Origin of the sequence: Pseudomonas sp. Irchel 3F3, from assembly GCF_900187545.1 — a bacterium.
GTDB classification, from domain to species: domain Bacteria; phylum Pseudomonadota; class Gammaproteobacteria; order Pseudomonadales; family Pseudomonadaceae; genus Aquipseudomonas; species Aquipseudomonas fortuita.
In genome coordinates this window covers 147,684-171,458 of record NZ_FYDS01000011.1, presented here as the reverse complement: position 1 = coordinate 171,458, position 23,775 = coordinate 147,684, and the positions used below count along the sequence as shown (strand labels likewise).

19 protein-coding genes are annotated in these 23,775 nt (G+C 62.2%); 11 read left to right on the top strand and 8 right to left on the bottom strand.

Features of this window, described 5'->3' with window-relative positions:
* The coding region (locus tag CKW35_RS22910; protein ID WP_095116967.1) for an electron transfer flavoprotein subunit beta/FixA family protein at positions 1–589 on the bottom strand (589 nt) is incomplete at its 3' end.
* A gap of 533 nt (positions 590–1,122) precedes the next feature.
* Here CKW35_RS22910 and CKW35_RS22905 point away from each other — a divergent pair.
* Complete coding sequence (locus CKW35_RS22905; protein ID WP_080641073.1) at positions 1,123–2,805, top strand: electron transfer flavoprotein-ubiquinone oxidoreductase; 1,683 nt, start codon at positions 1,123–1,125, stop codon at positions 2,803–2,805.
* A 70-nt stretch (positions 2,806–2,875) separates the two neighbouring features.
* On the opposite strand, the gene CKW35_RS22900 is transcribed toward CKW35_RS22905, so the two are convergent.
* The 4 genes from CKW35_RS22900 to CKW35_RS22885 all read right to left on the bottom strand — a co-directional run bounded on the left by CKW35_RS22900 (position 2,876) and on the right by CKW35_RS22885 (position 5,548).
* Positions 2,876–3,277 (bottom strand): type II TA system antitoxin MqsA family protein, encoded by a 402-nt coding sequence (locus tag CKW35_RS22900; protein ID WP_095116964.1) that lies wholly within the window; start codon positions 3,275–3,277, stop codon positions 2,876–2,878.
* Positions 3,278–3,279: 2 nt separating this feature from the next.
* On the bottom strand, positions 3,280–3,576 hold the full coding sequence (locus CKW35_RS22895; RefSeq protein ID WP_060519866.1) for a type II toxin-antitoxin system MqsR family toxin: 297 nt from the start codon (positions 3,574–3,576) through the stop codon (positions 3,280–3,282).
* Positions 3,577–3,670: 94 nt separating this feature from the next.
* On the bottom strand, positions 3,671–4,996 hold the full coding sequence (locus CKW35_RS22890) for an MFS transporter (RefSeq protein ID WP_060519867.1): 1,326 nt from the start codon (positions 4,994–4,996) through the stop codon (positions 3,671–3,673).
* A gap of 72 nt (positions 4,997–5,068) precedes the next feature.
* Positions 5,069–5,548 (bottom strand): hypothetical protein, encoded by a 480-nt coding sequence (locus tag CKW35_RS22885; RefSeq protein WP_023048065.1) that lies wholly within the window; start codon positions 5,546–5,548, stop codon positions 5,069–5,071.
* A 299-nt stretch (positions 5,549–5,847) separates the two neighbouring features.
* Between CKW35_RS22885 and azu the strand changes: the two genes are divergently transcribed.
* Positions 5,848–6,309 (top strand): azurin, encoded by a 462-nt coding sequence (gene azu, locus CKW35_RS22880; protein ID WP_023048064.1) that lies wholly within the window; start codon positions 5,848–5,850, stop codon positions 6,307–6,309.
* A gap of 37 nt (positions 6,310–6,346) precedes the next feature.
* Here the strand turns inward: azu and CKW35_RS22875 are convergent, their stop codons facing one another.
* Positions 6,347–6,847 carry a sigma-70 family RNA polymerase sigma factor gene (locus tag CKW35_RS22875; protein ID WP_095116961.1) on the bottom strand — a complete coding sequence of 167 codons (501 nt, stop codon included), beginning with the start codon at positions 6,845–6,847 and terminating at the stop codon, positions 6,347–6,349.
* Positions 6,848–7,077: 230 nt separating this feature from the next.
* Between CKW35_RS22875 and CKW35_RS22870 the strand changes: the two genes are divergently transcribed.
* From CKW35_RS22870 to CKW35_RS22860, 3 genes are read left to right on the top strand one after another with little or no spacing between them, the layout of a single operon-like run.
* Complete coding sequence (locus CKW35_RS22870; RefSeq protein ID WP_031312009.1) at positions 7,078–8,259, top strand: efflux RND transporter periplasmic adaptor subunit; 1,182 nt, start codon at positions 7,078–7,080, stop codon at positions 8,257–8,259.
* A 1-nt stretch (position 8,260) separates the two neighbouring features.
* On the top strand, positions 8,261–10,228 hold the full coding sequence (locus CKW35_RS22865) for a MacB family efflux pump subunit (RefSeq protein ID WP_016488299.1): 1,968 nt from the start codon (positions 8,261–8,263) through the stop codon (positions 10,226–10,228).
* The gene (locus CKW35_RS22860; RefSeq protein ID WP_095116959.1) at positions 10,225–11,643 is read left to right on the top strand and encodes an efflux transporter outer membrane subunit; all 1,419 of its coding nucleotides are present in this window, start codon (positions 10,225–10,227) and stop codon (positions 11,641–11,643) included. Before CKW35_RS22865 ends, CKW35_RS22860 begins: the two co-directional genes overlap by 4 nt.
* Before the next feature lie 72 nt (positions 11,644–11,715).
* On the opposite strand, the gene CKW35_RS22855 is transcribed toward CKW35_RS22860, so the two are convergent.
* A complete protein-coding gene (locus CKW35_RS22855) occupies positions 11,716–13,326 on the bottom strand; it encodes a hypothetical protein (protein WP_023048635.1) in 1,611 nt (536 codons plus the stop codon).
* Positions 13,327–13,472: 146 nt separating this feature from the next.
* Between CKW35_RS22855 and CKW35_RS22850 the strand changes: the two genes are divergently transcribed.
* The 6 genes from CKW35_RS22850 to CKW35_RS22825 all read left to right on the top strand — a co-directional run bounded on the left by CKW35_RS22850 (position 13,473) and on the right by CKW35_RS22825 (position 22,633).
* On the top strand, positions 13,473–14,849 hold the full coding sequence (locus CKW35_RS22850) for a dipeptidase (RefSeq protein ID WP_016488302.1): 1,377 nt from the start codon (positions 13,473–13,475) through the stop codon (positions 14,847–14,849).
* The gene (locus CKW35_RS22845) at positions 14,846–15,721 is read left to right on the top strand and encodes a formylglycine-generating enzyme family protein (protein WP_016488303.1); all 876 of its coding nucleotides are present in this window, start codon (positions 14,846–14,848) and stop codon (positions 15,719–15,721) included. The genes CKW35_RS22850 and CKW35_RS22845 overlap by 4 nt, the downstream gene beginning before the upstream one ends.
* Positions 15,722–15,742: 21 nt before the next feature.
* A complete protein-coding gene (locus tag CKW35_RS22840; protein WP_095116957.1) occupies positions 15,743–16,846 on the top strand; it encodes an aminotransferase class I/II-fold pyridoxal phosphate-dependent enzyme in 1,104 nt (367 codons plus the stop codon).
* A gap of 245 nt (positions 16,847–17,091) precedes the next feature.
* Positions 17,092–18,420: a lysine N(6)-hydroxylase/L-ornithine N(5)-oxygenase family protein gene (locus tag CKW35_RS22835; RefSeq protein ID WP_095116955.1), complete on the top strand. Its 1,329-nt coding sequence runs from the start codon at positions 17,092–17,094 to the stop codon at positions 18,418–18,420.
* An 18-nt stretch (positions 18,421–18,438) separates the two neighbouring features.
* The gene (locus tag CKW35_RS22830; protein ID WP_016488306.1) at positions 18,439–20,088 is read left to right on the top strand and encodes a cyclic peptide export ABC transporter; all 1,650 of its coding nucleotides are present in this window, start codon (positions 18,439–18,441) and stop codon (positions 20,086–20,088) included.
* 118 nt (positions 20,089–20,206) lie between these two features.
* Positions 20,207–22,633 (top strand): TonB-dependent receptor, encoded by a 2,427-nt coding sequence (locus CKW35_RS22825; protein WP_095116953.1) that lies wholly within the window; start codon positions 20,207–20,209, stop codon positions 22,631–22,633.
* 153 nt (positions 22,634–22,786) lie between these two features.
* Here CKW35_RS22825 and CKW35_RS22820 read toward each other — a convergent pair whose 3' ends face one another.
* Positions 22,787–23,749 (bottom strand): alpha/beta hydrolase, encoded by a 963-nt coding sequence (locus CKW35_RS22820; protein WP_024717920.1) that lies wholly within the window; start codon positions 23,747–23,749, stop codon positions 22,787–22,789.
* Between the last annotated feature and the right edge of the window lie 26 nt (positions 23,750–23,775).

Genomic DNA, 23,775 nt, shown 5'->3' with positions numbered 1-23,775 from the left:
TCTTCTTGGCCTTCATGATGTTCGGCAGCGACGCATAGCGTGGCTCGTTCAGGCGCAGGTCGGTGGTGACGATGGCTGGCAGGTTCAGCGATACGGTCTGCAGGCCGCCATCGATTTCACGGGTGACGTTCAGCTTGTCGCCAGCGACTTCGACCTTGGAGGCGAAGGTGCCCTGGGCGTAGCCGGTCAGCGCAGCCAGCATCTGGCCAGTCTGGTTGTTGTCGCTGTCGATGGCCTGCTTGCCAAGGATGACCAGCTGCGGCTGCTCTTTGTCGACAACGGCTTTCAGCGCCTTGGCCACGGCCAGCGAATTCAGCTCATCGGCGGCTTCGACCAGGATGGCACGGTCGGCACCCAGGGCCAGCGCAGTACGCAGCTGCTCCTGGGCGGTGGTCGGGCCGACGGAAACGACGACGATCTCGGTCGCAACGCCTTTTTCCTTCAGGCGTACGGCCTCTTCCACGGCGATTTCGCAGAAGGGGTTCATGGACATCTTGACGTTAGCAAGGTCGACGCCGGAGTTGTCCGCCTTGACGCGAACCTTGACGTTGTAGTCGACCACTCGTTTGACAGCTACAAGAACCTTCATGGATTCCTCGTTACTCTCCGGTGAATAGATAGTCGCCTGGGGCTGAGCCCGGCGATGCGCGTGGGTACAAGGGCACCTCTAAAAACGTACCGGAGCGAGCAAACTTCACAGTGACCGAACAGTCTTGTCCGGACTCCTGAGACAAATACTCACGGGTCATTTTCTGTCGTGGCGTGTAAACTCCACTACAAACCGGCCAAAGGCCGCAAAACCCTGCTCCACACCTGGTCTTTAGAGGTGTACCTGCGCCCGGCTGCAAGCCTACGGCGAACGTAAAACCGCTCGTATCTTGACCGTAACACCCCATCCGGTCAATACGGCAAATCGGTCACCCTCCAGCCGCGTTCCTGTGATTTTACTGGCCTGCGGCAAATTCAAACAAACGTTTGTATTGGACCTGCCAAGTGGTGTAGATATAATGCGCGGCCAAGACAAAACGGTGTAGTCCGTCATTTGCGCAGCTACAGTTCCGCTCCCGTGATGAGCCACTGCGCGCAAGCACCCAATAAGACAAAGCAACAGCACGAGCCTTGATGAGTAGGAGAGAACCAGTGGAACGCGAATACATGGAATTCGACGTGGTCATCGTCGGCGCCGGCCCGGCAGGCCTGTCCGCCGCCTGCCGCCTGAAGCAGAAGGCCGCCGAAGCCGGTAGCGAAATCAGCGTCTGCGTGGTGGAAAAAGGCTCTGAAGTCGGCGCCCACATCCTCTCTGGCGCGGTGTTCGAACCCCGCGCCCTGAACGAACTGTTCCCGGACTGGAAAGCACTCGGCGCACCGCTCAATACCGAAGTGAAGCGCGACGACATCTATGTGCTCAAGGATGCCGGCAGCGCCACCAAGGTGCCTGACCTGTTCGTGCCCAAAACCATGCACAACCATGGCAACTACATCATCTCGCTGGGCAACCTGTGCCGCTGGCTGGCCCAGCAGGCCGAGAACCTGGGCGTGGAAATCTACCCGGGCTTCGCCGCCCAGGAAGCGCTGTTCGACGACAACGGCGTAGTCCGCGGCATCGTCACCGGCGACCTGGGTGTCGACCGCGAAGGCAACCCGAAGGACGGCCTGTACACCCCGGGCATGGAACTGCGCGCCAAGTACACCCTGTTTGCCGAAGGCTGCCGCGGCCATATCGGCAAGCAGCTGATCAAGCGCTTCAACCTCGACAGCGAGTCCGACGTCCAGCACTACGGCATCGGCCTGAAGGAAATCTGGGAGATCGACCCGGCCAAACACGAGCAGGGCCTGGTGGTTCACACCGCCGGCTGGCCGCTGGATGTGGTCGCCAAGGACAACACCGGTGGATCGTTCCTCTATCACCTGGAAAACAACCAGGTGGTGGTTGGCCTGATCGTCGACCTGTCCTACGCCAACCCGTACCTGTCGCCATTCGACGAATTCCAGCGCCTCAAGCACCACCCGGTGATCAGCCAGTACCTCGAAGGCGGCAAGCGCATCAGCTACGGTGCCCGTGCCCTGGCCAAGGGCGGTATCAACTCGCTGCCGAAAATGGTCTTCAAGGGTGGCGCACTGATCGGTTGCGACCTGGGCACCATGAACGTGGCCAAGATCAAGGGCAGCCACACCGCCATGAAGTCCGGCATGCTCGCCGCCGAAGCGGTGGCCGACGCCCTGATCGCCGGCAGCGAAGGCGGTGACCAGCTGAACAGCTACGTCAGCGCCTTCAAGGCCAGCTGGCTGCACGAAGAACTGTTCGCCAGCCGCAACTTCGGCCCTGCCATGCACAAGTTCGGCCCGCTGCTGGGCGCCGCGTTCAACTATGTGGACCAGAACTGGTTCGGCGGCAAGCTGCCGTTCACCCTGCACGATACCAAGCCGGACTACGCCTGCCTCAAGCTGGCCGCCGACTCGAAAAAGATCGACTACCCGAAACCGGACGGCAAGCTCAGCTTCGACAAGCTCAGCTCGGTATTCCTCTCCAGCACCAACCACGAAGAGGAACAGCCCTGCCACCTGAAGCTGACCGACCCGAGCATCCCGATCGCCAGCAACCTGCCGCTGTACGACGAGCCGGCCCAGCGCTACTGCCCGGCGGGCGTGTACGAAGTGGTCACCCAGGAAGACGGCAACAAGCGCTTCCAGATCAACGCGCAGAACTGCGTGCACTGCAAGACCTGCGACATCAAGGACCCGGCCCAGAACATCACCTGGGTTACCCCTGAAGGCGCTGGCGGGCCGAACTACCCGAACATGTAAGGCCCTGCCCTTGCCGTAACAAAAAGCCCCCGGTTCTCATGAGCCGGGGGCTTTTTGTTACGTGCCAAAATCAGGCAGTACGCACTTCCTCGAAGAGTTCTGGATGGCGATCCAGCAGCTTGAGCAGTTTCACCAACGCCACGGGTGGTGTGGTCTTGCCGTTTTCATAACGGGAGAACGCGTTGACGCCACCCCCGAAAATTTCCCCCGCTTCACGCTGGTCGAGGTCGAACTTACGGCGGATTGAAGCAATGAAGAAAGGATCCACAACAGCTGCGTTGACTTGACGCTCGAATGCCGTCATCAGGTTACTGACACGCATGGCTTCATCGTGGCTAAGTACACATTCACCACAGGCGCAACAGTAATCGCCACTTACGTCAGGGATGACGGTCGCCTCTCCTTTATAGCTATAGGGCATCCCCTGAACATCAGGTGCAAGCTCCGCACCGCCGCATACTGGACATCTCATGGTTACAACTCCTTGAAAGACACGATGAGCACGTCGTCTACCACGGACACTTTCAGATAAACGTACCCAAATGCTGTAAGCGGACGATAGACGTCCTGCCAAACGCGGTGATCCATATGGCTGGTCATGCTCTTGTAGAAATCAGTACGCTCCAAACAGGAGATCACTTCAAGCATGCCCGGATAATCCATTCCCAGGGCTCTGGCGCCTCTCAGTGCAGCGCCTGTAGGGCTGATGCGCCTTGCAGCAGCCAAGACTTTTACCCTTTCCAACGGACAGTGAGGCGTTCTCTTTTCCATGAGAAATTAACCTTCCAGGTTAAATTTGGCCAATAGGTTATTCCAATAACCCCCGCCCGGAAGGATGACTCAAGGCCCCATGCGCGTTACCCGATCATTTGTCACCACACATGATCGCCATCGGCTCTGCCGCAAACGCCAATGGCTCACGGCGCCCGAAATACAGGGCCGTCAGCAACCCAACCATACCCATGATCAGACAAAACCCGACACACACCCACGGGCTCCACGGCATCAGCGCGATCAGCGCCAGCGGCGTGGTACTGGCCCACAGTGCGTAGGCCACGTTGTAGGTGAAGGAAATGCCCGACACCCGGATCTCGGCCGGGAACAGCCCGACCATCACCGACGGCACCACCCCCACCACACCGCAACTCAAACCCGCCAACGCGTAGGCCAGCCAGGTCATGCCCCACTGCCCATTCAGGCTGGCGTACAACGTGCCAATGCCCAGCGGCAGCAGCACGCTGTAGAGCATCAGCGCGCGCCAGGCGCCCACGCGGTCAACCAGCAAGCCGGCCAGCACGCAGCCGATATTGAGGAAGACAATCCCCACGCTGCTGAGGGCAAAGGTGTGCCCGGCGCTCATGCCGAAGCGCTGCTGCATCACCGTTGGGGTGATTACCACCAGCACCACCACGGCAGAAGTCAGCACACAGGTCAGTAACGCCGCCGGGATCAGCGCCCGGCGGTGTTCGCCCAGTACCCTTCGCAGCGGGAACTTCACCGGTTGCTCCTGGCGCGCGCGCAGGGCCAGGAACACCGGCGTTTCGCTGAGCCAGCGGCGCAGCCACACGCCAATCACACCAAACACCCCACCGAGCAGGAACGGGTAGCGCCAGGCGTAGTCGAGGATCTCCTGCGGTGTGAATACTTGCGCCAGCAAGGTCGCGGTCAGCGCCCCCAGCAGGTAGCCGAAGGTCAGCCCGGCCTGCAGGAAGCCCAAGGCGTAACCGCGCCGCCCGATGGGCGCATGTTCGGCGACGAAGGTCCAGGCACTCGGCACTTCGCCCCCCACCGCCGCGCCCTGCAGGATGCGCAAGGCCAGCAGGATCAGCGGCGCGGCATAACCGATGTCGGCATAGGTCGGCATTACCCCGATCAACAGGCATGGCAAGGCCATCATCAGAATACTCAGGCTGAAGACCCGCTTGCGCCCCAGGTGGTCCGCGAAGTGCGCCATCAGGATGCCGCCCAGCGGCCGCGCCAGGTACCCGGTGACGAAGATGCCGAAGCTTTGCAGCAGGCGCAGCCACTCCGGCATTTCGGGCGGGAAGAACAACTGGCTGAGGGTAAGCGCAAAGAACACGAAAATGATGAAGTCGTAGATTTCCAGCGCGCCGCCCAACGCAGCCAGGCCCAAGGTCCGGTGATCGCCGCGGCTGAACCGGGGCGGGCGAGCGGTATCGATGGCAGTCATGGCAGGGTCCGCAAATCGGCAAAGGGCAAGAGGATAACAAATAGCGGCCCCGTTGCCCTGCCCGCTGCGCCGCTAGCGGTTGAACACCGTGTGCGCGAAGTTGGCCCGCGGCCGTGGCCGCACCGTAGCAGCCGGCATGCCACTCGGCAGCGGCAATTTGCCGACCAGCAGTGGCGCGTCGATGATCGCCATGAACGACTCCAGCGCCTCGTTATCTGGCACGTGCGGCAGGCTCAGGCTGACCGCCTGGCGTTCGGTCGCCGGTACTGAAGGCACCCTCAATTGACTGGAGTGGTAAAGCAGGGCGTGCTGGATTTGCGTGCTGACCCGGCAGAAGCGCTCAAGGTCAACCCCTGCATGGTTTGCCAGCTCGATATTGCCCAGCAACAGATGAAAGGGCTGCAAGGCGCAATGCACCAGGCGCTGCAGCTCCTCGAAGCTCTCCACGGGGGCTATCCGGTAATAGCCCAGGCCATTGAGCAACCGTTCCAGCTGCAGCCGCTGGCATGGGTGGGCGTCGGCGATGAGGATGCGCAGGGTCTTGTTTGCCATGGTGGGACCTGGGCAGTTGGGTAATGGGTACGCTCCATGACCGTACTGCGCCAGTAACGGCTACTGCCAAGGTCACGCCTGGCAGCGGTCTTCTTTGATAGAAGTCGGTAAACCCGCATAAATCAAGTGATTGACTGACGGAATTTGCATTTGCCTTTAACCCGGCAAGCAGGATTACCACCCGTGCTCCCCCCGGCAAAGCGAGCGGCTAGCGCCCGACCTAAACCCTGACGTCCGGGCTTCGTATAAAAAAGGCGCATGCCCCAAGGCATTGCCTCTTACATTTTCGGAGTACCCAGATGTTTCGCCCTGCCCTCGCCTTTTTCGCCCTGAGCCTTTCCAGCGTCGCATGGTCCGCCGAGCCCTGCTCCGTGGACATTCGCAGTACCGACCAGATGACCTACGACCTGAAGACGATCACCGTGCCGCAGTCCTGCCAACGCTTCACGGTGAACCTGCAGCACACCGGCACGATGCCCAGGAACATCATGGGCCACAACTGGGTGCTAGCCAAAAAGGAAGACATAAAAGGCGTGACCACCGATGGCGCTGCAGCCGGTGAAGCCGATGACTATATCCAGCCGGGCGACCAGCGCGTGCTCGCCCATACCCGGTTAATCGGTGGCGGCGAAAAGGATTCGGTCACCTTCGACACCCGCGTGCTGCAGGCCGGCCAGGCGTACGCGTTCTTCTGCTCCTACCCTTTCCATTCGACAATGATGAAGGGCGCCCTGACATTCGGTGCACCGTCAGGCAACTGATGCGAACGCAACCCGCGCCGCGCAGCCGCGCGTGCGCTCAGGCCTCGGCCCACTCGCGCATGCGCAGGCGGCAATGTTTCATGGCGTTGACGATGTGTTTTTCCACCGTGGCCTTGGACAAACCCAGCCGCGTGGCGATCTCGCCATGCGACAGGCCTTCGAGCTTGCGGAGCAAAAAGCACTGCCGGCAGGTTTCGCTCAATTCGGCCACCGCACGTTGCAGCAACGCCAGGCGCTCTTCCTGCCGACAGACACCGTGCACGGGCGCGACAAAGAACCGCTCGTCGGTCTCCAGTACTTCCAAAGGCTCGGCGCGGCGGACCTTGCTGCGCCGATGGCCATCGGTGACCAGGTTCAGGGCCGTGCGATAAAGGAAAGCGCGCGGATGGGAGATCTGCGTGTCGTCACACCGCTCGAGTATCCGCAGATAGGCCTCCTGAGCGATATCCTCGGCAGCATGGCGGCTGCCGAGACGCGAACGAAGGTACCCGACCAGTTCACGATAGTATTGCTCGAGCAGTACACCCGAAGACGGCATCGAAGCGCTTTCCCTGTTTTCCGATGATGATATGACTGCAGTGCAGGCCAAGTAATGGCATTGCCGGCGCTTAAACTATAATAATTCTCATCAAGTTTAAAGACGCTGTTACATTTCCCCCGCCCGCAACGGGCGCTTCCCGCTAAATCCGTCCTTGGCGCTTTCGTTTAATCGGCAGCCTCCCTAGCTGCTCCTTGGTGACAGCGGCCCTCTCATGGTCGGAATACTGCATGATCCCTCAACGCCTTACTCGTCGCGCCGTCACACTCGTGCTTTGCCTGATCCCGCTGGCCGCACTCGCAGCCTGGCAATTGTTGCCCGGCGAAGCCGATAAGCGGCCTTTCGTCAGCGTCAGCCGTGGCAACATCGAAGCCAGCGTCACCGCTCTGGGCACCTTGCAACCCCGTCAGTACGTCGATGTCGGCGCGCAGGCCTCCGGCCAGATCCGTACCTTGCATGTCGAGGTAGGGGACACCGTCAAGCAAGGGCAGTTGCTGGTGGAAATCGACCCCGCAACGCAACAGGCCCGGCTGGATGCCGAGCGCTATGCCATCGAAACCCTGAAAGCGCAGGTCAAGGAGCAACGCGCCGAGCATGTCCTGGCCGAGCAGCAGTTGCGGCGTCAGCAGCGGATGGCCAACGACGGCGCCACGCGCGAGGAAGATGTGCAAACCGCCCAGGCGAAAGTGCTGACAACCCAGGCGCGGATTGACATGTACCAGGCACAGATTCTCCAGGCACAGGCCACGTTACGCAGCGCAGAAGCCGAGCTTGGCTATACGCGCATCTATGCTCCAATTGGCGGCACGGTGGTGGCGGTCGATGCACGCGAGGGGCAGACCTTGAACGCACAGCAGCGCACCCCGCTGATCCTGCGGATCGCCAAGCTGTCGCCGATGACGGTTTGGGCCGAAGTCTCGGAAGCCGATATCGGCCAGGTCAAGACCGGCATGCAGGCCTACTTCACCACCTTGGGCAGTGGCGGCAGGCGCTGGACCGGCACCGTCAGGCAAATTTTGCCAATCCCGCCCAAGCCGCTGGACCAGCTCAGTCAAGGCGGCGGCAGCCCGGTTGCCGCCAGCGGTACAAGTGCCAACGGGACCGGGCGCGTGGTGCTCTACACCGTGCTGCTGGACGTCGACAACGATGACAATGCGCTGATGGCCGACATGACCGCACAGGTGTTCTTCGTCGCCGGAGCCGCCAAGGACGTATTGACCGTGCCCATCGCCGCACTGCAGGGACGCGGCCAGCGCGAGGGGCTGCAGACTGCCCACGTGCTGACCGGCAAGGGCGAAGTCCAGACGCGCCAGGTACGCACCGGGCTCAGCGACCGCCTGCGCGTGCAGGTACTCGAGGGCCTTGATGAAGGTGACAAGTTGCTGATCGGCCCTGTCGGCAGCGAGGGTTGACATGAACACTCCGCTGATAGAACTGGTCGGCATCCGTAAATCCTACGGTGGCGGTGACAGCCCTCAGGTCGATGTGTTGCGCGGCATTGACCTGAAGATCCATGCCGGAGAATTCATCGCCATCGTCGGCACCTCGGGTTCCGGCAAGTCGACCCTGATGAACATCCTGGGTTGCCTCGATCGCCCGAGCGCCGGAAGCTATCGCTTCGCCGGCCAGGATGTTGCCGGGCTGAACAATGACGAGCTGGCCTGGTTGCGCCGCGAGGCGTTCGGGTTCGTGTTTCAGGGCTACCACCTGATCCCCTCCGCCTCGGCGCAAGAGAACGTGGAGATGCCGGCAATCTACGCCGGGACCACCGCTGCCACGCGCGCCGAAAGGGCCCGGGCCCTGCTGCAACGCCTGGGCCTGGGTGAGCGCACCGGCAATCGCCCGCGCCAGCTTTCAGGTGGCCAGCAACAACGGGTATCCATCGCCCGGGCATTGATGAACGGCGGCCACATCATCCTCGCGGACGAGCCCACCGGTGCGCTGGACAGCCACAGTGGCACCGAGGTCATGCGCCTGCTGGATGAGCTGGCCGAGCAGGGCCATGTGGTGATTCTGATCACCCATGACCGCGATGTGGCCGCTCGTGCGCAGCGCATCATAGAGATCCGCGACGGCGAAGTGATCAGCGACAGTGGCGCCGGTCAGGCGCCGCCACAGGATCGCCAGGGCGCACTGCAGGCAGATGATCTGGCCCATCGCCTGGCCCGGGCCGACACCCAGCGCAGCCCTTGGCTGGGCGAAACCCGCGACGCGCTGCAGGCCGCCTGGCGGGTCATGTGGAGCAACCGTACACGCACCGCGCTGACCCTGCTGGGGATCATCATCGGCGTCGCGTCAGTGGTCGTGATGCTGGCGGTGGGCGAAGGCAGCAAGCGCCAGGTCATGGCCCAGATGGGCGCGTTCGGCTCGAACATCATGTTCATGAACGGCGCCTCTCCCGCTCCGCGCGCCCCACCCGGCGACGTTCGCCTCAGCGACGTACAGGCGCTGGCCGAGCTGCCCCAGGTGAAATCCATCATGCCGGCCATGACGCTGGAAGCGCAGGTGCGCTTCGGCAACCGCGATCTCGAATCGACCATAGGCGGCTATACGCCGGTGTTCCCGACCCTGATGAGCTGGCCCGTCAGCGAGGGCAGTTTCTTTACCGACAACGACCTGGCTACGGCTGCCGCCGTGGCCGTGATCGGCTCTGAAGTGCGCAGAAAGCTGTTCGTGGACGGCCAAGACCCGATCGGCCAATACATCCTCATCGAGAACGTGCCTTTCCAGGTGATCGGCGTGCTGGCCAGCAAAGGCTCCAGCGGCGCCAATCAGCGAAACGACCTGCGCATCGCAGTGCCGTACTCAGCGACTGCCATACGGCTGTCCGGCACACAGCACCCGGAATACGTGATCATCGGCGCCGCCGACAGCACCCAGGTGCATGAAGCCGAACGGGCGATACGCCAGTTGATGCTGAGACTGCACAATGGCATCGAAGATTTTGAGATCGACAACAGCGCGGCGATGATCCAGGCCGAAGCTGCGACGCGCAACGGGTTGTCCCTGATGCTGGGGGCCATTGCCGCCATTTCGCTGCTGGTGGGCGGAATCGGCGTGATGAACGTGATGCTCATGACCGTGCGCGAACGCACCCGCGAGATCGGTATACGGATCGCCACCGGTGCCCGGCAGCGCGACATCCTGCGCCAGTTTCTGACCGAGGCCGTTGTGCTTTCGCTCACCGGTGGCCTTATCGGCGTGTGCCTGGCGCTGCTGATCGGTGTGGTACTCAGCCTGGCCCAGGTGGCCGTGGCGTTTTCCGCCCTGGCGATGGTGGGTGCTTTCGCCTGCTCGGTAGCCACCGGCGTCATCTTCGGCTTCATGCCCGCGCGCAAGGCTGCCGCCCTCGACCCTGTCGCCGCTCTGACCAGTGAATGACCATGACCAGAACCCCGCTTTTTCTGCTGCCGCTGCTGACCCTGCTTGGCGCTTGCAGCCACCCACCCGCCCCCTTGGACAGCGGTATTGTTGCGCCCGCCAGCTGGCAAGGTCCGACTGGGGTCACGGCTGCCTCGGCGCAGTGGTGGACAACCTTCAACAGCGCTCAATTGAGCCAGCTCATCGAGCAGGCGCGCCACGGCAGCCATGACCTGCGCGCCGCCATGGCCAGGGTCAGGCAGGCTCGGGCCGACCTTCGCATTGCCGGTGGCCCTCTGCTGCCGAGCCTGGACGCCAGCGCCGACGCCTATCAGCAGCGCCTGCTGCGAGGCCAAGGGTACAGCGAACAGGACACCTCGAGCAGCAAACGGACTTACCGCTACTTCGACACGGCCCTGACGGCCAGCTACGAGCTGGACTTCTGGGGCGCAAATGCCGCTGCACGGGACAGTGCCCGGCTTGGCCTGCAAGCCACTGCATTTGACCGTGACACCCTCGAGCTGAGCCTGACGAGCAGTGTTGCCGACACCTATCTGCGAGCCCTCGCCGCTCGCGAGCAGACCCACATCGCCACGCTCAACCTGGAAAACGCCGACAAGATCCTCAATGTGGTGCGCACGCGGTTCCAGGCTGGCTCGTCAACTGCCCTGGAGCTGGCCCAACAAGAGAGCCTGGTGGCCAATCAGCAACGACAGTTGCCGCTCTACCAGCAAGAAGCCCGCGATGCGCAGATCACCCTGGCAACCCTGCTCGGTGTGCCGGTGCAGGCACTTGAGCTTGCCGATCAGCCTTTCGATCAACTGCGCGGCCCGAGCATTGCCGCCGGCATTCCCAGCCAGCTGTTGACCCGTCGCCCGGACATTGCCAGCGCAGAGGCGCGCCTGGCAGCGGCTCAGGCGGATGTCAGCGTTGCACGGGCAGCCCTGTTCCCCACGGTAAGCCTGACGGCCAGCCTGGCCACCGGCGACAGAAAGGCCATCGACCTGCTGCACAACCCGGCGTTCAACCTCGGTGCCGGTCTGACGGCCCCCATTTTCAACAATGGCGCCTTGCGCGCTGCGCGTGATCGCGCCATCGCTCGCCAGGACGAGTTGCTCGATGCGTATCGCAGCGTACTGATAACCAGCTTCGGCGAAGTCGAGAAGGCACTGAACAGCGTGGACGGCCTGGACCGCCAGACTCGCTGGCAGAATGAGGCGCTTAGCCAGGCACAGCGCGCGTTCGACCTGGCCGAAAACCGCTATCGGGCCGGGGCCGAAGACCTGCTCAGCGTGCTGGAGGCGCAACGCAGCCTGTTTGCAGCACAGGCCGAGCGGGTACGCCTGCGTGAGGCGCGGCTGCAGGCCAGTGTTGCGCTTTACAAGGCATTGGGCGGGGGGTGGACAGGCACGGATGCGCGGATGACGGTGAGGTAGTTTGTCACGCTATCTTCAGCGCCTGTGAGCCCGCGCTCACAGGCACTGAAGATCCGATGCCGGGCACCCGCGCTACAACCCGTCACGCCGCGGGCCAGGTGCAAGATGGCGAGCATACCAGGGCCGCTGTGGCACCCTGCCAGACAGGCGATCGGCGTCTTCTTCCGGGCTGAAAATGACCTGCAAGGCCAGCTTCATGGTCTCGATGTCCAGTTTCCCGGTGCCGCCTCCATTGCCCAGCCCCCAGGCACCGCAACCGTCACGGGTGGGCCCTAGCCAAGGCTCGGCCACACGCACCCAGCGCCCCGGCGCAAACCACGGAACACCCTCGATCATTCGCGGCTTCACTTCCCCCGGGTGCGCCTGCTGGTGGGCCAGGTACCAGTCGTTCAGACGGTCGTCGATCCAGCCATGAAACGCCCAGAACACCGGGTTCACGTGGGATGAAAACGGATCGCCAAGAAAGTCGTTCTCGGCGCGAAACCAACGTTCGGAAAAATCATAGTTGCGACGCCCGTAGGGCATCGGGTAATCCGAGTTCGGATCGCGCCCCAGGGATGCCCAGCGCATGTGCAACCAATCGTGGACCCCCAACTCGATACGCGACCCCAACTCTCCCAGGCACAAGGTGCTGAGATATTCCGGGTCATGCAGCTGGGCTTCCCACAGCTGGAAGTTGGCGTGCAGGCCCTGAGTGCTCTTCACGTAGTACAGCCACTGGCTGAAGGCATCATCGCCGGCCGCCTGCCAATTGGGCGGGACGCTGTAGCCGTCGCGGTTGTCGAGGTAATCGAAAAACGCCTGGGCGCCATGCCCGATCGAAGGACGTGCCGCGGGCAGGCTGGCCCAGGAACGCAGGTCCTGGACCTTACGTACCCCGTGCAGCATATGCCGATGCATGAACAGAAAATCCTCGCCGGAGCCGTTGCGATGGCGATCATGCCCGCGGGCGTTGCGCTCCTTGCCCAACGGGCCGACCTGCCAGCCCAGCGCACGCACCATCTGCCGTCGGGAATCATCGATGCGGTGCCAACGATCGCGGCTGGCATGCCACAGCTGATGATAGTAGCGGCGCTGCGGCGAAATCAGGTCCTCGTGCAGGGCCGCCACAAATGGCAGCCGCTCACGCGCCAGCACAAATGGTCGACGGACCGCGACAAAACCCGCTTGCACACCGGAATGCCCCGCCTGCGTCCCTGCCAGACGCACTTGCCCACTCAGGGTGGCGCTGCCTCCGCCCTCGCTCCAGTCGCCCCATATCTCATCCAGCACGGCGTCGCAGTCATAGGCTTCGCCAGGGCCGGCAATTATCTTCAGGCGCACCGCTGGCAATCGGTCGGCAGCCAGCGGCCCGTAAACCTGCAAACCGCGGTCGCCATACGGCGCGGTACCCAGGTAGCCACGCAAGGCACGGGCACCCTGCCCGACGTCGAGCAACAGCTGCTGCGGCCCGGCCAGCACAGCCAGCGCCGGGTGATTGCCTGTCAGGCGCCAGTCCCAGATCCCGACCAGGCGTTCCCCCAGCAGCGCATTGGGCAGGTCGTCGACCGGCACCGCAGGTTCGTCACTGCTCAGCTCCGCTTCCTGGGCCCGCTGCCACTCCTGCTGTGCGTAATAGCCGGCAGGCAGAGCTACACCGGCAGCCACCAGGCCTGCCAGGATCTTTCGACGTGACACTTTCATCCACTGTACTCATGACGTGACTACTGCTGCAAAAACGAATGGTTGAGGAAGCGATTTAGAGGGTTGCTAAATTCTCTTTGCCCCGGCTCGTTTCACCCAGCAAGTTCGAACGGCATGGGGCCGTCGTGCAGGCGATCGAGTACGCAATGAAGAAACCGGCTTTGTTTTCGCGCAGATGGCCATGGGCATTGGCACTTCTGCTCCTGCTCCTGATGGCCGCAGGCGCCTGGTGGTACTGGGTTTACCTTGCCAAGCACCCCTACAGCCGGGAAATCGAACAGCGAGCCAACGCCCTGCAGGCGCGCATCCCGGCCCTGGATGCGCACCTCGATGTGCCGCTGAGCTATGGCACCGATGGCGAGGAAGCAAACCGCGATGGCCCGACACAGTTCGATCTGGTGAAAGCCGCCAAAGGCCGCCTGAGCGGCGCTTCGATCGCGATCTGGTCATGGCCGGAATTCTGGAGTGGGCCCAACTGGCCACACCGCCCCACCCCAGGCTTCGAGGCCGCAATGGCCAACGAACTGGAAGTGCGCTACCGGATCATCACCAGCATCGCCAAGGATTTCCCTGCACAGGCCGGCATCGCCTACACCCCCGCTGACTTCCGCCGACTGGTCAGTGAAGGCAAGTTCGCCATCATCATCAGCATGCTCAATGCCGCGCCTTTGGGCGACGACATTGACAAACTGGACCACTGGGCCGCACGCGGCATGCGGGTATTCGGACCAGGCTACGTCGGTAACAACAGCTGGGTAGACTCGGCACGGCCCCTGCCTTTCCTGGGCGATTCGGTCGACCCGCTGGGCGGGCTTTCCGCGATTGGTCGGCGCGCCATCACCCGGCTCAACGACCTCGGCGTGGTCATCGACGTGTCGCAGATGTCCAGCCAGGCGCTGACCCAGGTCACCCAGCTTAGCCGAGCGCCGGTCATGGCCTCGCACACCGGCGTACAAGGCCTGATGGACATTCGCCGCAACCTCAGCGATGCCGACCTGGCACACATCAAGGCCACCGATGGGCTGGTCAATATCGTGGCCTACTCCCACTACCTCAAGCCGTTCTCGCGCCCCACCATCGAGAAGATGAACGCTTTGCGTGCCAGGCATGGCTTGCCCGACGTACAAAACCAGACCCAGATGGGCACCACCACCGACCCGGTGTTCTCGATCTGGTCAGAGAAGAAGTTCGGTGAATACCTCACACCGTTCTACGAAATCCTCGGCGCCGAGCCAGAGGCCACCCTGGCCGACTATGTCGACTCGATCGATTACGCGGTGAAGAAGATCGGTATCGACCATGTAGGCATCAGTTCCGATTTCAACGACGGCGGCGGTGTGGTCGGCTGGGAAAATGTCAGCCAGAGCCGCAATGTCACCGCCGAACTGATGCAGCGTGGCTATTCCGATGAAGACATCGCCAAGCTCTGGGGGGCCAACTTCCTGCGTGTTTGGGAAGCCGCCCAGAAAGCTGCCAAGCCCACCCCACCTCCCATTGCCCACTACCCGCAAGGAACCCCATGAAACGGCTGACCTCACTGATTGCCCTCGGTTGTCTCTCGCTGTCGCTCGATGCCCTCGCTGGCGCCCCGAGTGCACCGGGCAAGGTCTTCAAGGACTGCAAGGATTGCCCGGAAATGGTCGTGCTGCCCGCCGGCAGCTACGTGATGGGCACCCCCGATGACGAACTGGGCAAACAGGACGATGAAGGTCCGCTGCATACCGTAACATTCGCCAAGGCCTTCGCCATGAGTCGCTTCCACGTGACGGCCAGCCAATGGCAAGCCTATGCCAGGGACACCCACACCGTGCTGCCCGACGGCGACGATCGCCCGGGCCGTCTGTGCAAGAACGGCAAGCCCAGTTACCCGCAAGGGCCTACCCAGCCAGCGGTCTGCATGACCTGGGAGGAAGCGCGCGGCTATATTGGCTGGCTGGCGAAGAAAACCGGCAAGCCTTACCGCATGGTCAGCGAGGCCGAACGCGAATACGCAGGTCGCGCTGGCTCCACCGGTCCTTTCCCGTTCCCCTTCGATGAGGAAGGCGAGTATCAGATCAGCAAGCATGCCAACACTTACGGGCCACGGGATGGCTTCACCTACACGGCGCCGGTCGGCAGCTTCCCGGCCAACGCGTTCGGCATGTATGACATGCATGGCAACATCTACGAGTGGGTCGAAGACTGCTGGCACACCGATTATGTCGGTGCGCCCACCGATGGCAGCGCCTGGACCACAGGTGGCACCTGCACGCACCGGCAGATCCGCGGCAACGACTACCTGGAACCGCCCATCTTCTCCCGCTCGGGCAACCGCAACGAGCGCGAACCCGAAGTGCGCGGTGACTGGCTGGGCTTTCGGGTAGCCCGCGACCTCAAGGACGGCGAGCACAACTGACAACCTACAGGGAGAGTGACCATGTCCGCTTTGAGCAGACGCCGTTTCGTAGCGGCAGCCACCTTGACCGGCCTCGTACCCGCCATGCCCGCCTGGGCGGCGGGCGCAGCGGGCGCAGCGGGCGATCCGACGGTGGACGATGACATCATCCGCCTGGACTACAACGAGAGCCCTTACGGCCCCTGCCCCTCGGCGCTCCAGGCAATGAGCCTGGGGATACGCCAGAGCGGGCATTACTTTCCGGAGCATGAATATCGCCTGATCGAGCTGTTCGCGCGGCAGCACAACGTGCCCGAAGACCATGTGGCAGTCTTCTGCGGCTCCCGCTCACCGTTGCAATATGCCCTGGCCCGCCACGCCGACAAGCGGGCCGTGGTCACCGCCGCGCCGACCTATGACTCCGTGGCCAATGGCGCCAGAGCCGTCGGCGCGACCGTGCATGAAGTGCCGCTCGATGCCCGCCACGCCCATGACGTGCGCGGCATGCTTGCCGCCAACCCCCAGCCCGGGGTGTTGTACCTGTGCAATCCGAACAACCCCACCGGCACGCTGACGCCACGCGCCGACATCGAGCACCTGGTCAGCCACAAGCCGGCAGGCAGCCTGGCCATCATCGATGAGGCGTACATCCACTTTTGCGACGCCCCTTCCTGCCTGGATCTGGCGGTCAGCCATGACGATGTCCTGGTGTTGAGGACATTCTCCAAGCTCTATGGCATGGCCGGTGCCCGCCTGGGGCTGGCGATCGGCAAACCGGCGTTGCTGCACGACCTGCAACGCCTGAACGGCTACAACTTCGTGCCGCTTGCCGCCGCCATGGGCGGTATCGCCAGCCTGCAACAAGGCGACCTGGTCAGCGAACGCAAACGCATCAATCGCCACATTCTTCTGACCACTACCGACGCCCTGCAAAAGGCCGGTTACCGCTGCACCGACGCACACGCCAACTGTTTCATGGTGGCCCTTGGCCGACCTGCCAAACCCGTGATCGAAGCACTTGCACAACGCCGGGTCCGGGTTGGACGGGTATTCGAGGCGTGGCCGCAGTGGATGCGCGTCAGTGTCGGCACGGCGGAGCAGATGCAAGCCTTTCTGAAGGCGTTCTTCGACGTCATGCAACGCTAGGCTGCGCTGCGCCTACCCGCATCTACCCTGAGCCACGAACCCCGGCGGGCGCCTGGCGCAGCATGCCTGCGGGGTTTTCGTGCGCCAGCGCGCAACGTATGCCCCTCCTCGGATCACAACTTCTGCGTCTCTGCGAACACCTGCGTGGGGTGCATGCCCGGCTGGTCGTGACCGGCTAAATCCAGCCTCTGCGGCTTCGTTTAACACCTACTCACCGCTCACCAGCAACAGCAGGAGTCAACGACATGAGCGCCTCAACTCTCCACGACCTGATCGGCGTAGGCTTCGGCCCGTCCAACCTGGCCCTGGCCATCGCCCTGCAGGAGCTTTCCCAGAGCAATGGCAAGCCCATTGACGCCTTGTTCATGGACAAGCAGGAGCACTATCGCTGGCATGGGGATACCTTGTCCTCGCAGAGCGAACTGCAGATCTCGTTCCTCAAGGACCTGGTTTCGCTGCGCAACCCCACCAGCCCCTACAGCTTCGTCAACTACCTCAAGCAGCAGGGCCGCCTGGTCGACTTCGTCAACCTCGGCACCTTTTACCCGTGCCGGCTGGAGTACAACGACTATCTGGCCTGGGTCGCCGAGCAGTTCGCCGAGCAGGCACTGTATGGCGAAGAAGTGTTGCGCATCGAGCCCGAGCTCGATAATGGGGTCATTCATCACCTCAGGCTGATCTCGCGCAATGCACAAGGCATGCAGCGCACCCGCCGCACGCGTTCGGTGGTGATCAGCACCGGTGGCTCACCGAAGATTCCAGCCATTTTCGCCCCGCTGCGCAACAATGCCCGGGTTTTTCATCATTCCCGCTACCTCACCGGCATGCAGCACCTGGCCTGCAGCGAAGGCAAGCCGATGCGTATCGCGATCATCGGTTCCGGGCAGAGTGCCGCCGAAGCGTTCATCGACCTCAACGACAGCTTTCCTTCGGTGCGGGCTGAAATGATCCTGCGCAGCTCAGCCCTCAAGCCCGCCGACGACTCGCCTTTCGTCAACGAAATTTTCGCCCCTGCGTACACCGACCTGGTTTTCCAGCAAGCACCGCAAGACCGCGAAAAGTTGATCGGCGAATACCATAACACCAACTACTCGGTCGTCGACCTGGGGCTGATCGAGCGCATTTATGCCGTGCTGTACCGGCAGAAGATCACCCGTCAGCCCCGCCACGCGGTGCTCTGCCGTCAACACCTGGAAGCGGCAGTCGATGTCGAAGGGGGCATCGAACTGACCCTGCGCGACCTCGCCACCGGGCAACAGCAGACCCACCGCTACGATGCCGTGATACTGGCCACCGGCTACGAGCGCAACAGCCATCAGCACCTGCTCGAACCGCTTCTGCCTTACCTGCATGGCCTGGAAGTGGACCGTACCTATCGCGCCCTGGCCACCCCGCAGCTCAAGGCGCCAGTCTTCCTGCAAGGCTTCTGCGAGGCCACCCACGGCTTGAGCGACACCTTGCTTTCAGTGCTGCCGATGCGCAGCGAAGAGATCGGAAAAGCGCTCTATGGCGCCCTGAACCTTTCCAGCAGCGCACACCAGGCGCAAACCAAACCCCTTGCCAGCGTCGGCTGATCAACTCAGGAGCCCATCATGTCCCAGTCCTCCCGCGGCGCCGTGCAGGATCTCTTCGCCCTGCTCAAGCCGTTCAAATATACCGTCGCGCTGTCCGTCATCCTGGGCATGGTCGGCGGCCTCAGCATCACCTTCCTGCTGGCCACCATCAACCGCGCCCTGCACGACGACAGCGGCCTGACCCAAGGCGTTGTCTGGGGTTTCGCCGGGCTTTGCCTGGTGGCCCTGGCCAGCTCGGTGTTTTCCGACATCGGTAGCAACCGGGTGGGCCAGAACATCATCGCCGCCTTGCGCAAGGAACTGGGCGAGAAGGTTCTGTCTGCCCCCATCGAACAGATCGAGCGCTATCGCAGCCATCGACTGATCCCCGTGCTGACGCACGACGTGGACACCATCAGCGATTTCGCTTTCGCTTTCGCGCCATTGGCGATCGCCCTGACCGTTACCTTGGGCTGCCTTGGCTATCTGGCATTGCTTTCCTGGCCGATGTTCCTGCTGATGCTGGCAGCGATCGCACTCGGTACCGTCGTGCAGTACATCGCCCGATCCAAGGGCATTCGAGGGTTTGTTGCGGCACGGGACGCCGAAGATGAACTGCAACGGCATTACAATGCGATCGCCGCCGGTGCCAAGGAGCTGCGCATCCACCGCGCGCGCCGCCAACGCATGTTCAGCCGCAATATCCAAGGCACAGCTGACCAGATACGCGATATCCAGATCCGCTCCATCAATACCTTCGTCATCGCCAAGACCTTCGGCTCGATGCTGTTCTTCGTGGTTATCGGCCTGGCCCTTGCCCTGCAATCCTTGTGGCCTAGCGGCGACAAGGCAGTAATGAGCGGCTTCGTGCTGGTACTGCTGTACATGAAAGGCCCGCTGGAATATCTGGTAGGCACGTTGCCCATCGTCAGCCGGGCTCAGATCGCCTTCCGCCGGATTGCCGAGTTGTCCGAACAGTTCTCCTCCCCCGAGCCGCACCTGCTGCTCGAAGACAAGGCCAGCCAGCTGCCCGTCTTGCGTACTCTCGAGTTGCATGACGTGCGTTTTGCCTTCCCTCCGGTCGACGGCAATGCGCCGTTTACCCTTGGGCCGGTGAACCTGCAGGTCAGCCAGGGCGATATCGTGTTCATCGTCGGTGAAAACGGCTGTGGCAAGACCACCCTGATCAAGCTGCTGCTAGGTCTGTATCCGCCGCAAAAAGGCGAGATACGCATCAACGACCAACCCATCACCGCGCTCAATCGCGACGATTACCGCCAGCTCTTCACCACTGTCTTTTCTGATTACTACCTGTTCGACGACCCCTTCCTGGGCGCGCAGCAGGTGCCGGAGAGCGCCGAGGTCTATCTCAAGCGGCTGGAAATTGCACACAAGGTCAGCATCCGCGACGGCAGTTTCACCACCACCGACCTCTCGACCGGGCAACGCAAGCGGCTGGCACTGATCAACGCCTGGCTCGAGGAGCGCCCGGTGCTGGTGTTCGACGAATGGGCAGCGGACCAGGACCCGACATTCCGGCGCATCTTCTATACCGAGCTGCTCCCCGAACTGAAGCGCCTGGGCAAGACCATCATCGTCATCAGCCATGATGACCGCTATTTCGATGTCGCCGACCAACTGGTGCGCATGGAGGCCGGTAGGGTGCTGGTCGAAACGTGCGTCGCCTGATGCAACAAAAGCGAAACATTTGCATTCCGGTTTGTCACCCATCGTGCGTCATACCCGTAGTCGACATAAAAACAGATCTGCCCAGCCTGCCCACTCAACATCTACAACGAGCACCGAAATGCCCACCCACCTTCGATTGAATCACTTGACCAGGGCGCTTGGCCTTCGACGCGCTTTCAATGCACAACTGCCAGCGCTGGCCCTCACCCTGGCGCTGCCCCTGGCGGCCCAGGCGCAAGATCAGCAACTGACTTTGAATATCCCGGCACAGCCACTGAGCTCGGCGCTGCAGAAGTTTGCAGAACTGACCGACGTGCAGGTGCTGTACGAGCCCGGTGCCGTGCAGAACCTTCGCTCGGGTGCGTTAAGCGGTCGTCACAGCCTGGATCAATCGGTGCGTATCTTGCTCGGGGAGAGTGGGCTGCGCTATCAGCTGCGCGACAACACATTGACCTTGCAGGCGAGCAACGAGGGTGACAGCGCAATGCTCCTCGATGCCACGAGCATCCAGTCCGCTGCCTTGGGTGCAACTACCGAAAACACAGGCTCATACACCACGGGTGTGACCAGCACGGCCACCAGGCTGGGGCTGTCACCCCGGGAGACGCCCCAATCGGTCAGCGTCGTCACCCGCCAACAGATGGACGACCAGAACATGCAGTCCCTGGAAGACGTGGCCATGGCCGCGACAGGGATCAATACCGTCAAGGGTTTCGGCACCGAGCGCCCACTGTATTACTCGCGAGGGTTCCAGGTGGACGACCTGCAGGTCGATGGCCTGCCGACCAGCGTGACTGAAAGCTTCTCGATGGACGTCATGTCGGTCAATAACATGGCCATGTATGATCGGGTCGAGATCGTGCGCGGCGCCAATGGCCTGCTGCAGGGGGCGGGCAGCCCGTCGGCAGCCATCAACATGGTGCGCAAGCGGCCTACCCGGAGCTATCAGCTCAAGGCCGAGATCGGCGCAGGTTCATGGGATAACTACCGCACCCAGCTGGATGTCGGCGGTCCGTTGAATGCCGAAGGGACACTGCGCGGTCGAACGGTACTGATGTACAACAACCGCAATAGCTACCAGGATTACGCCGGCAAGGAAAACCAGCTGTTCTATGCCATCGGCGAAGCTGACCTGAGTGACTCGACCACCTTGACCCTCGGTGGCTCGCTGCAGCAGGACAACAACAATGGTTACGACTGGGGTGGCCTGCCAACACACCAGGACGGCAGTTTCTACGACTTCTCCCGCTCGACCTCCCTGGCCGGCAAATGGGCCTATCTGGACAAGCTGAACCGCAACGTCTTCGCCGATATCAAGCATTCGTTCAACGAAGACTGGAACCTGACCGTCGCGACCAACCTCATCTGGTCCAATGCGGACTTTTTGGCACAGGTCGGTTATCACACCGGCGAGACCGACTCGTCGATGCAGTACTACCCCAACAGCGCCAGATACGATGACGAGCAGGTCAACCTGGATGCAGCGCTGAATGGCGCGTTCAACCTGATGGGCCAGAAGCATGAAGTGGTCGTGGGCACAAGCATGCGCCGCGATCGCCTGCAGTACGTGACCGGCTCGCCGAGCATCTACCCCAAGGTAGACGTCCTCGACTTCAATGCTTCGCAATTCCCCAAACCGGAAATAGTCGGCAACCTTACGCCAAGCCGCCACGTGCGCAAGGACAAAGGGATCTACGCGGCTACCCGTCTTAATCCTACCGACGACCTCCACGTAATCCTCGGCAGCCGCTTGAGCTGGGTCGATTACGATACCCAAGGACCTTGGGAAACCGATCGCTTCAAGGAAGACCGCAAGGTCATTCCGTATGGGGGCATCGTTTATGACATCACCGATCAGACCTCGGTCTACGCCAGTTACACTGAAATCTACAAACTGCAAAGCAACTACAGTGTCGACAACAAGCTGCTGGCCCCCACCACGGGCAGCAACTACGAGATCGGCCTCAAGAACGAGCTGTTCGACGGCAGGCTCAACACCTCTCTGGCGCTGTTCCAGGTCGATCAGACTGGCCTGCCCCAGGTCGTGCCAGAAGCCGGTCGTGTGTGCGGACCGAACCGCGATGCACGTTGCTATACCGAAGGTGCCAAGGTGCGCAACCGCGGTTTCGATGCCGAAGTGTCAGGCGAGCTGATGCCTGGGTGGAATGCTTCGATGGGCTACACCTACAGCCATCCCAAGTACGTTGCCGGGGCCAACAAGGGCGACACCTACGGTACGGAAAACTCGCCCCAGCGACTGTTCAAGGCGGCTACCACCTACCAGCTGCCGGGTGCGCTGGACCAGTGGCGAGTGGGTACCAGCGTCTATCACCAGAGCAAGCTCTACCTGAACAACATCACCCAGAGCGCTTACAACCTGGTCGATCTCAATGCCAACTTTCGGGTCAACCAGAACGTTAGCGTGCAGTTGAACCTCAACAACGTGTTTGACGAGAAATACTACACTGCCATCTTCAGCGAAGACACCGGCAACTACTACGGCGCCCCACGCAATTTCGCGCTTACCCTGCGTTACGAAAACTGATCCCCCCCCTGCGCCAGCCACCGCCGAAGGTGGCTGGCGCCTTTCCCTCCTCTGTTCCTACACCACCTGTCTGCTTGATTCAGCAGGGCCCTGACGCGGGGCTCGCCAGGGCATTGCGCTCAGCGCGACCACAATGCCCTTGGGGCTGGAGGTCTATCGTGCCTTGGCGATAAGCGCAAGCAGACTGTCGACCAATCGCTTGTACACTGTCGAAACTTCTGCAGTCACTGACATCATGCGCAGCAGGTCGTGGGTCATGTCCTGCGCCAGGATGATTTCCACATCCACCCCGGATGCTTGCAATCGCTCAGCGTAGGCTTGCCCTTCATCCAGCAGCGGATCCAGGCCGGCCAGCAGGACGATGGCTGGAGCGACACCGCTCAGGCTTTCTGCGCGCAAGGGAGAGAAACGCCAGTCGTGACGATCCAGGTGTTCGCGTGCATAAAGGTCATAGAACCATTCGAGCGTTTCGTCTTCCAGCAGGTACCCCTCCCCAAACAGGGTGCGCGAGGCGTATTCGCCCCCCGCATCCGTGACCGGGTAACACAACAGTTGCCCGATCGGCCGTACCGCGGCCGCCAGGCCTTGCCTGGCGGCATGCAGGGCCAAGGTGGTGGCCAGGGTCGCGCCCACGCTGTCGCCCGCAAGGACGACGCGTTGCAGGTCCAGCCCCTGTGCCTGGGCGATGGAGGGCAGCGCTTCGAGCACATCCCAACCGTCCTCGAAAGCCGTTGGGAACCGGTGCTCAGGGGCCAGGCGATAGCCTACCGAAACCACCGCGCAGCCTGACCGTGCGCACAGCTCACGGCATACGCCATCATGTGAATCCAGGCTGCCGACGACAAAGCCACCGCCATGGTAATAAACCAGCACCGGCAGGGGCCGGCCATCGGCCTGCGCGGGCTTGTAAACACGCAACGGCAAAGCCGTACCATCGCGTGCGGTGCAGGTCAGCGAACCTAGCGCCAGGTCCTGCGGCGCTTGCCAGCGAAGACGCTGCGTGGCCAACTCGAAACGGGTGCGTGCCTGCACCGGACCCAGCCGATGCAAGGCCTGATCCTGTGGGTTCATTGCAACCATATCGAGAAACGCTTCCAGATCGTTATTCAACTTGATATTCCTTGAAAAAACCGCCTGGCGCT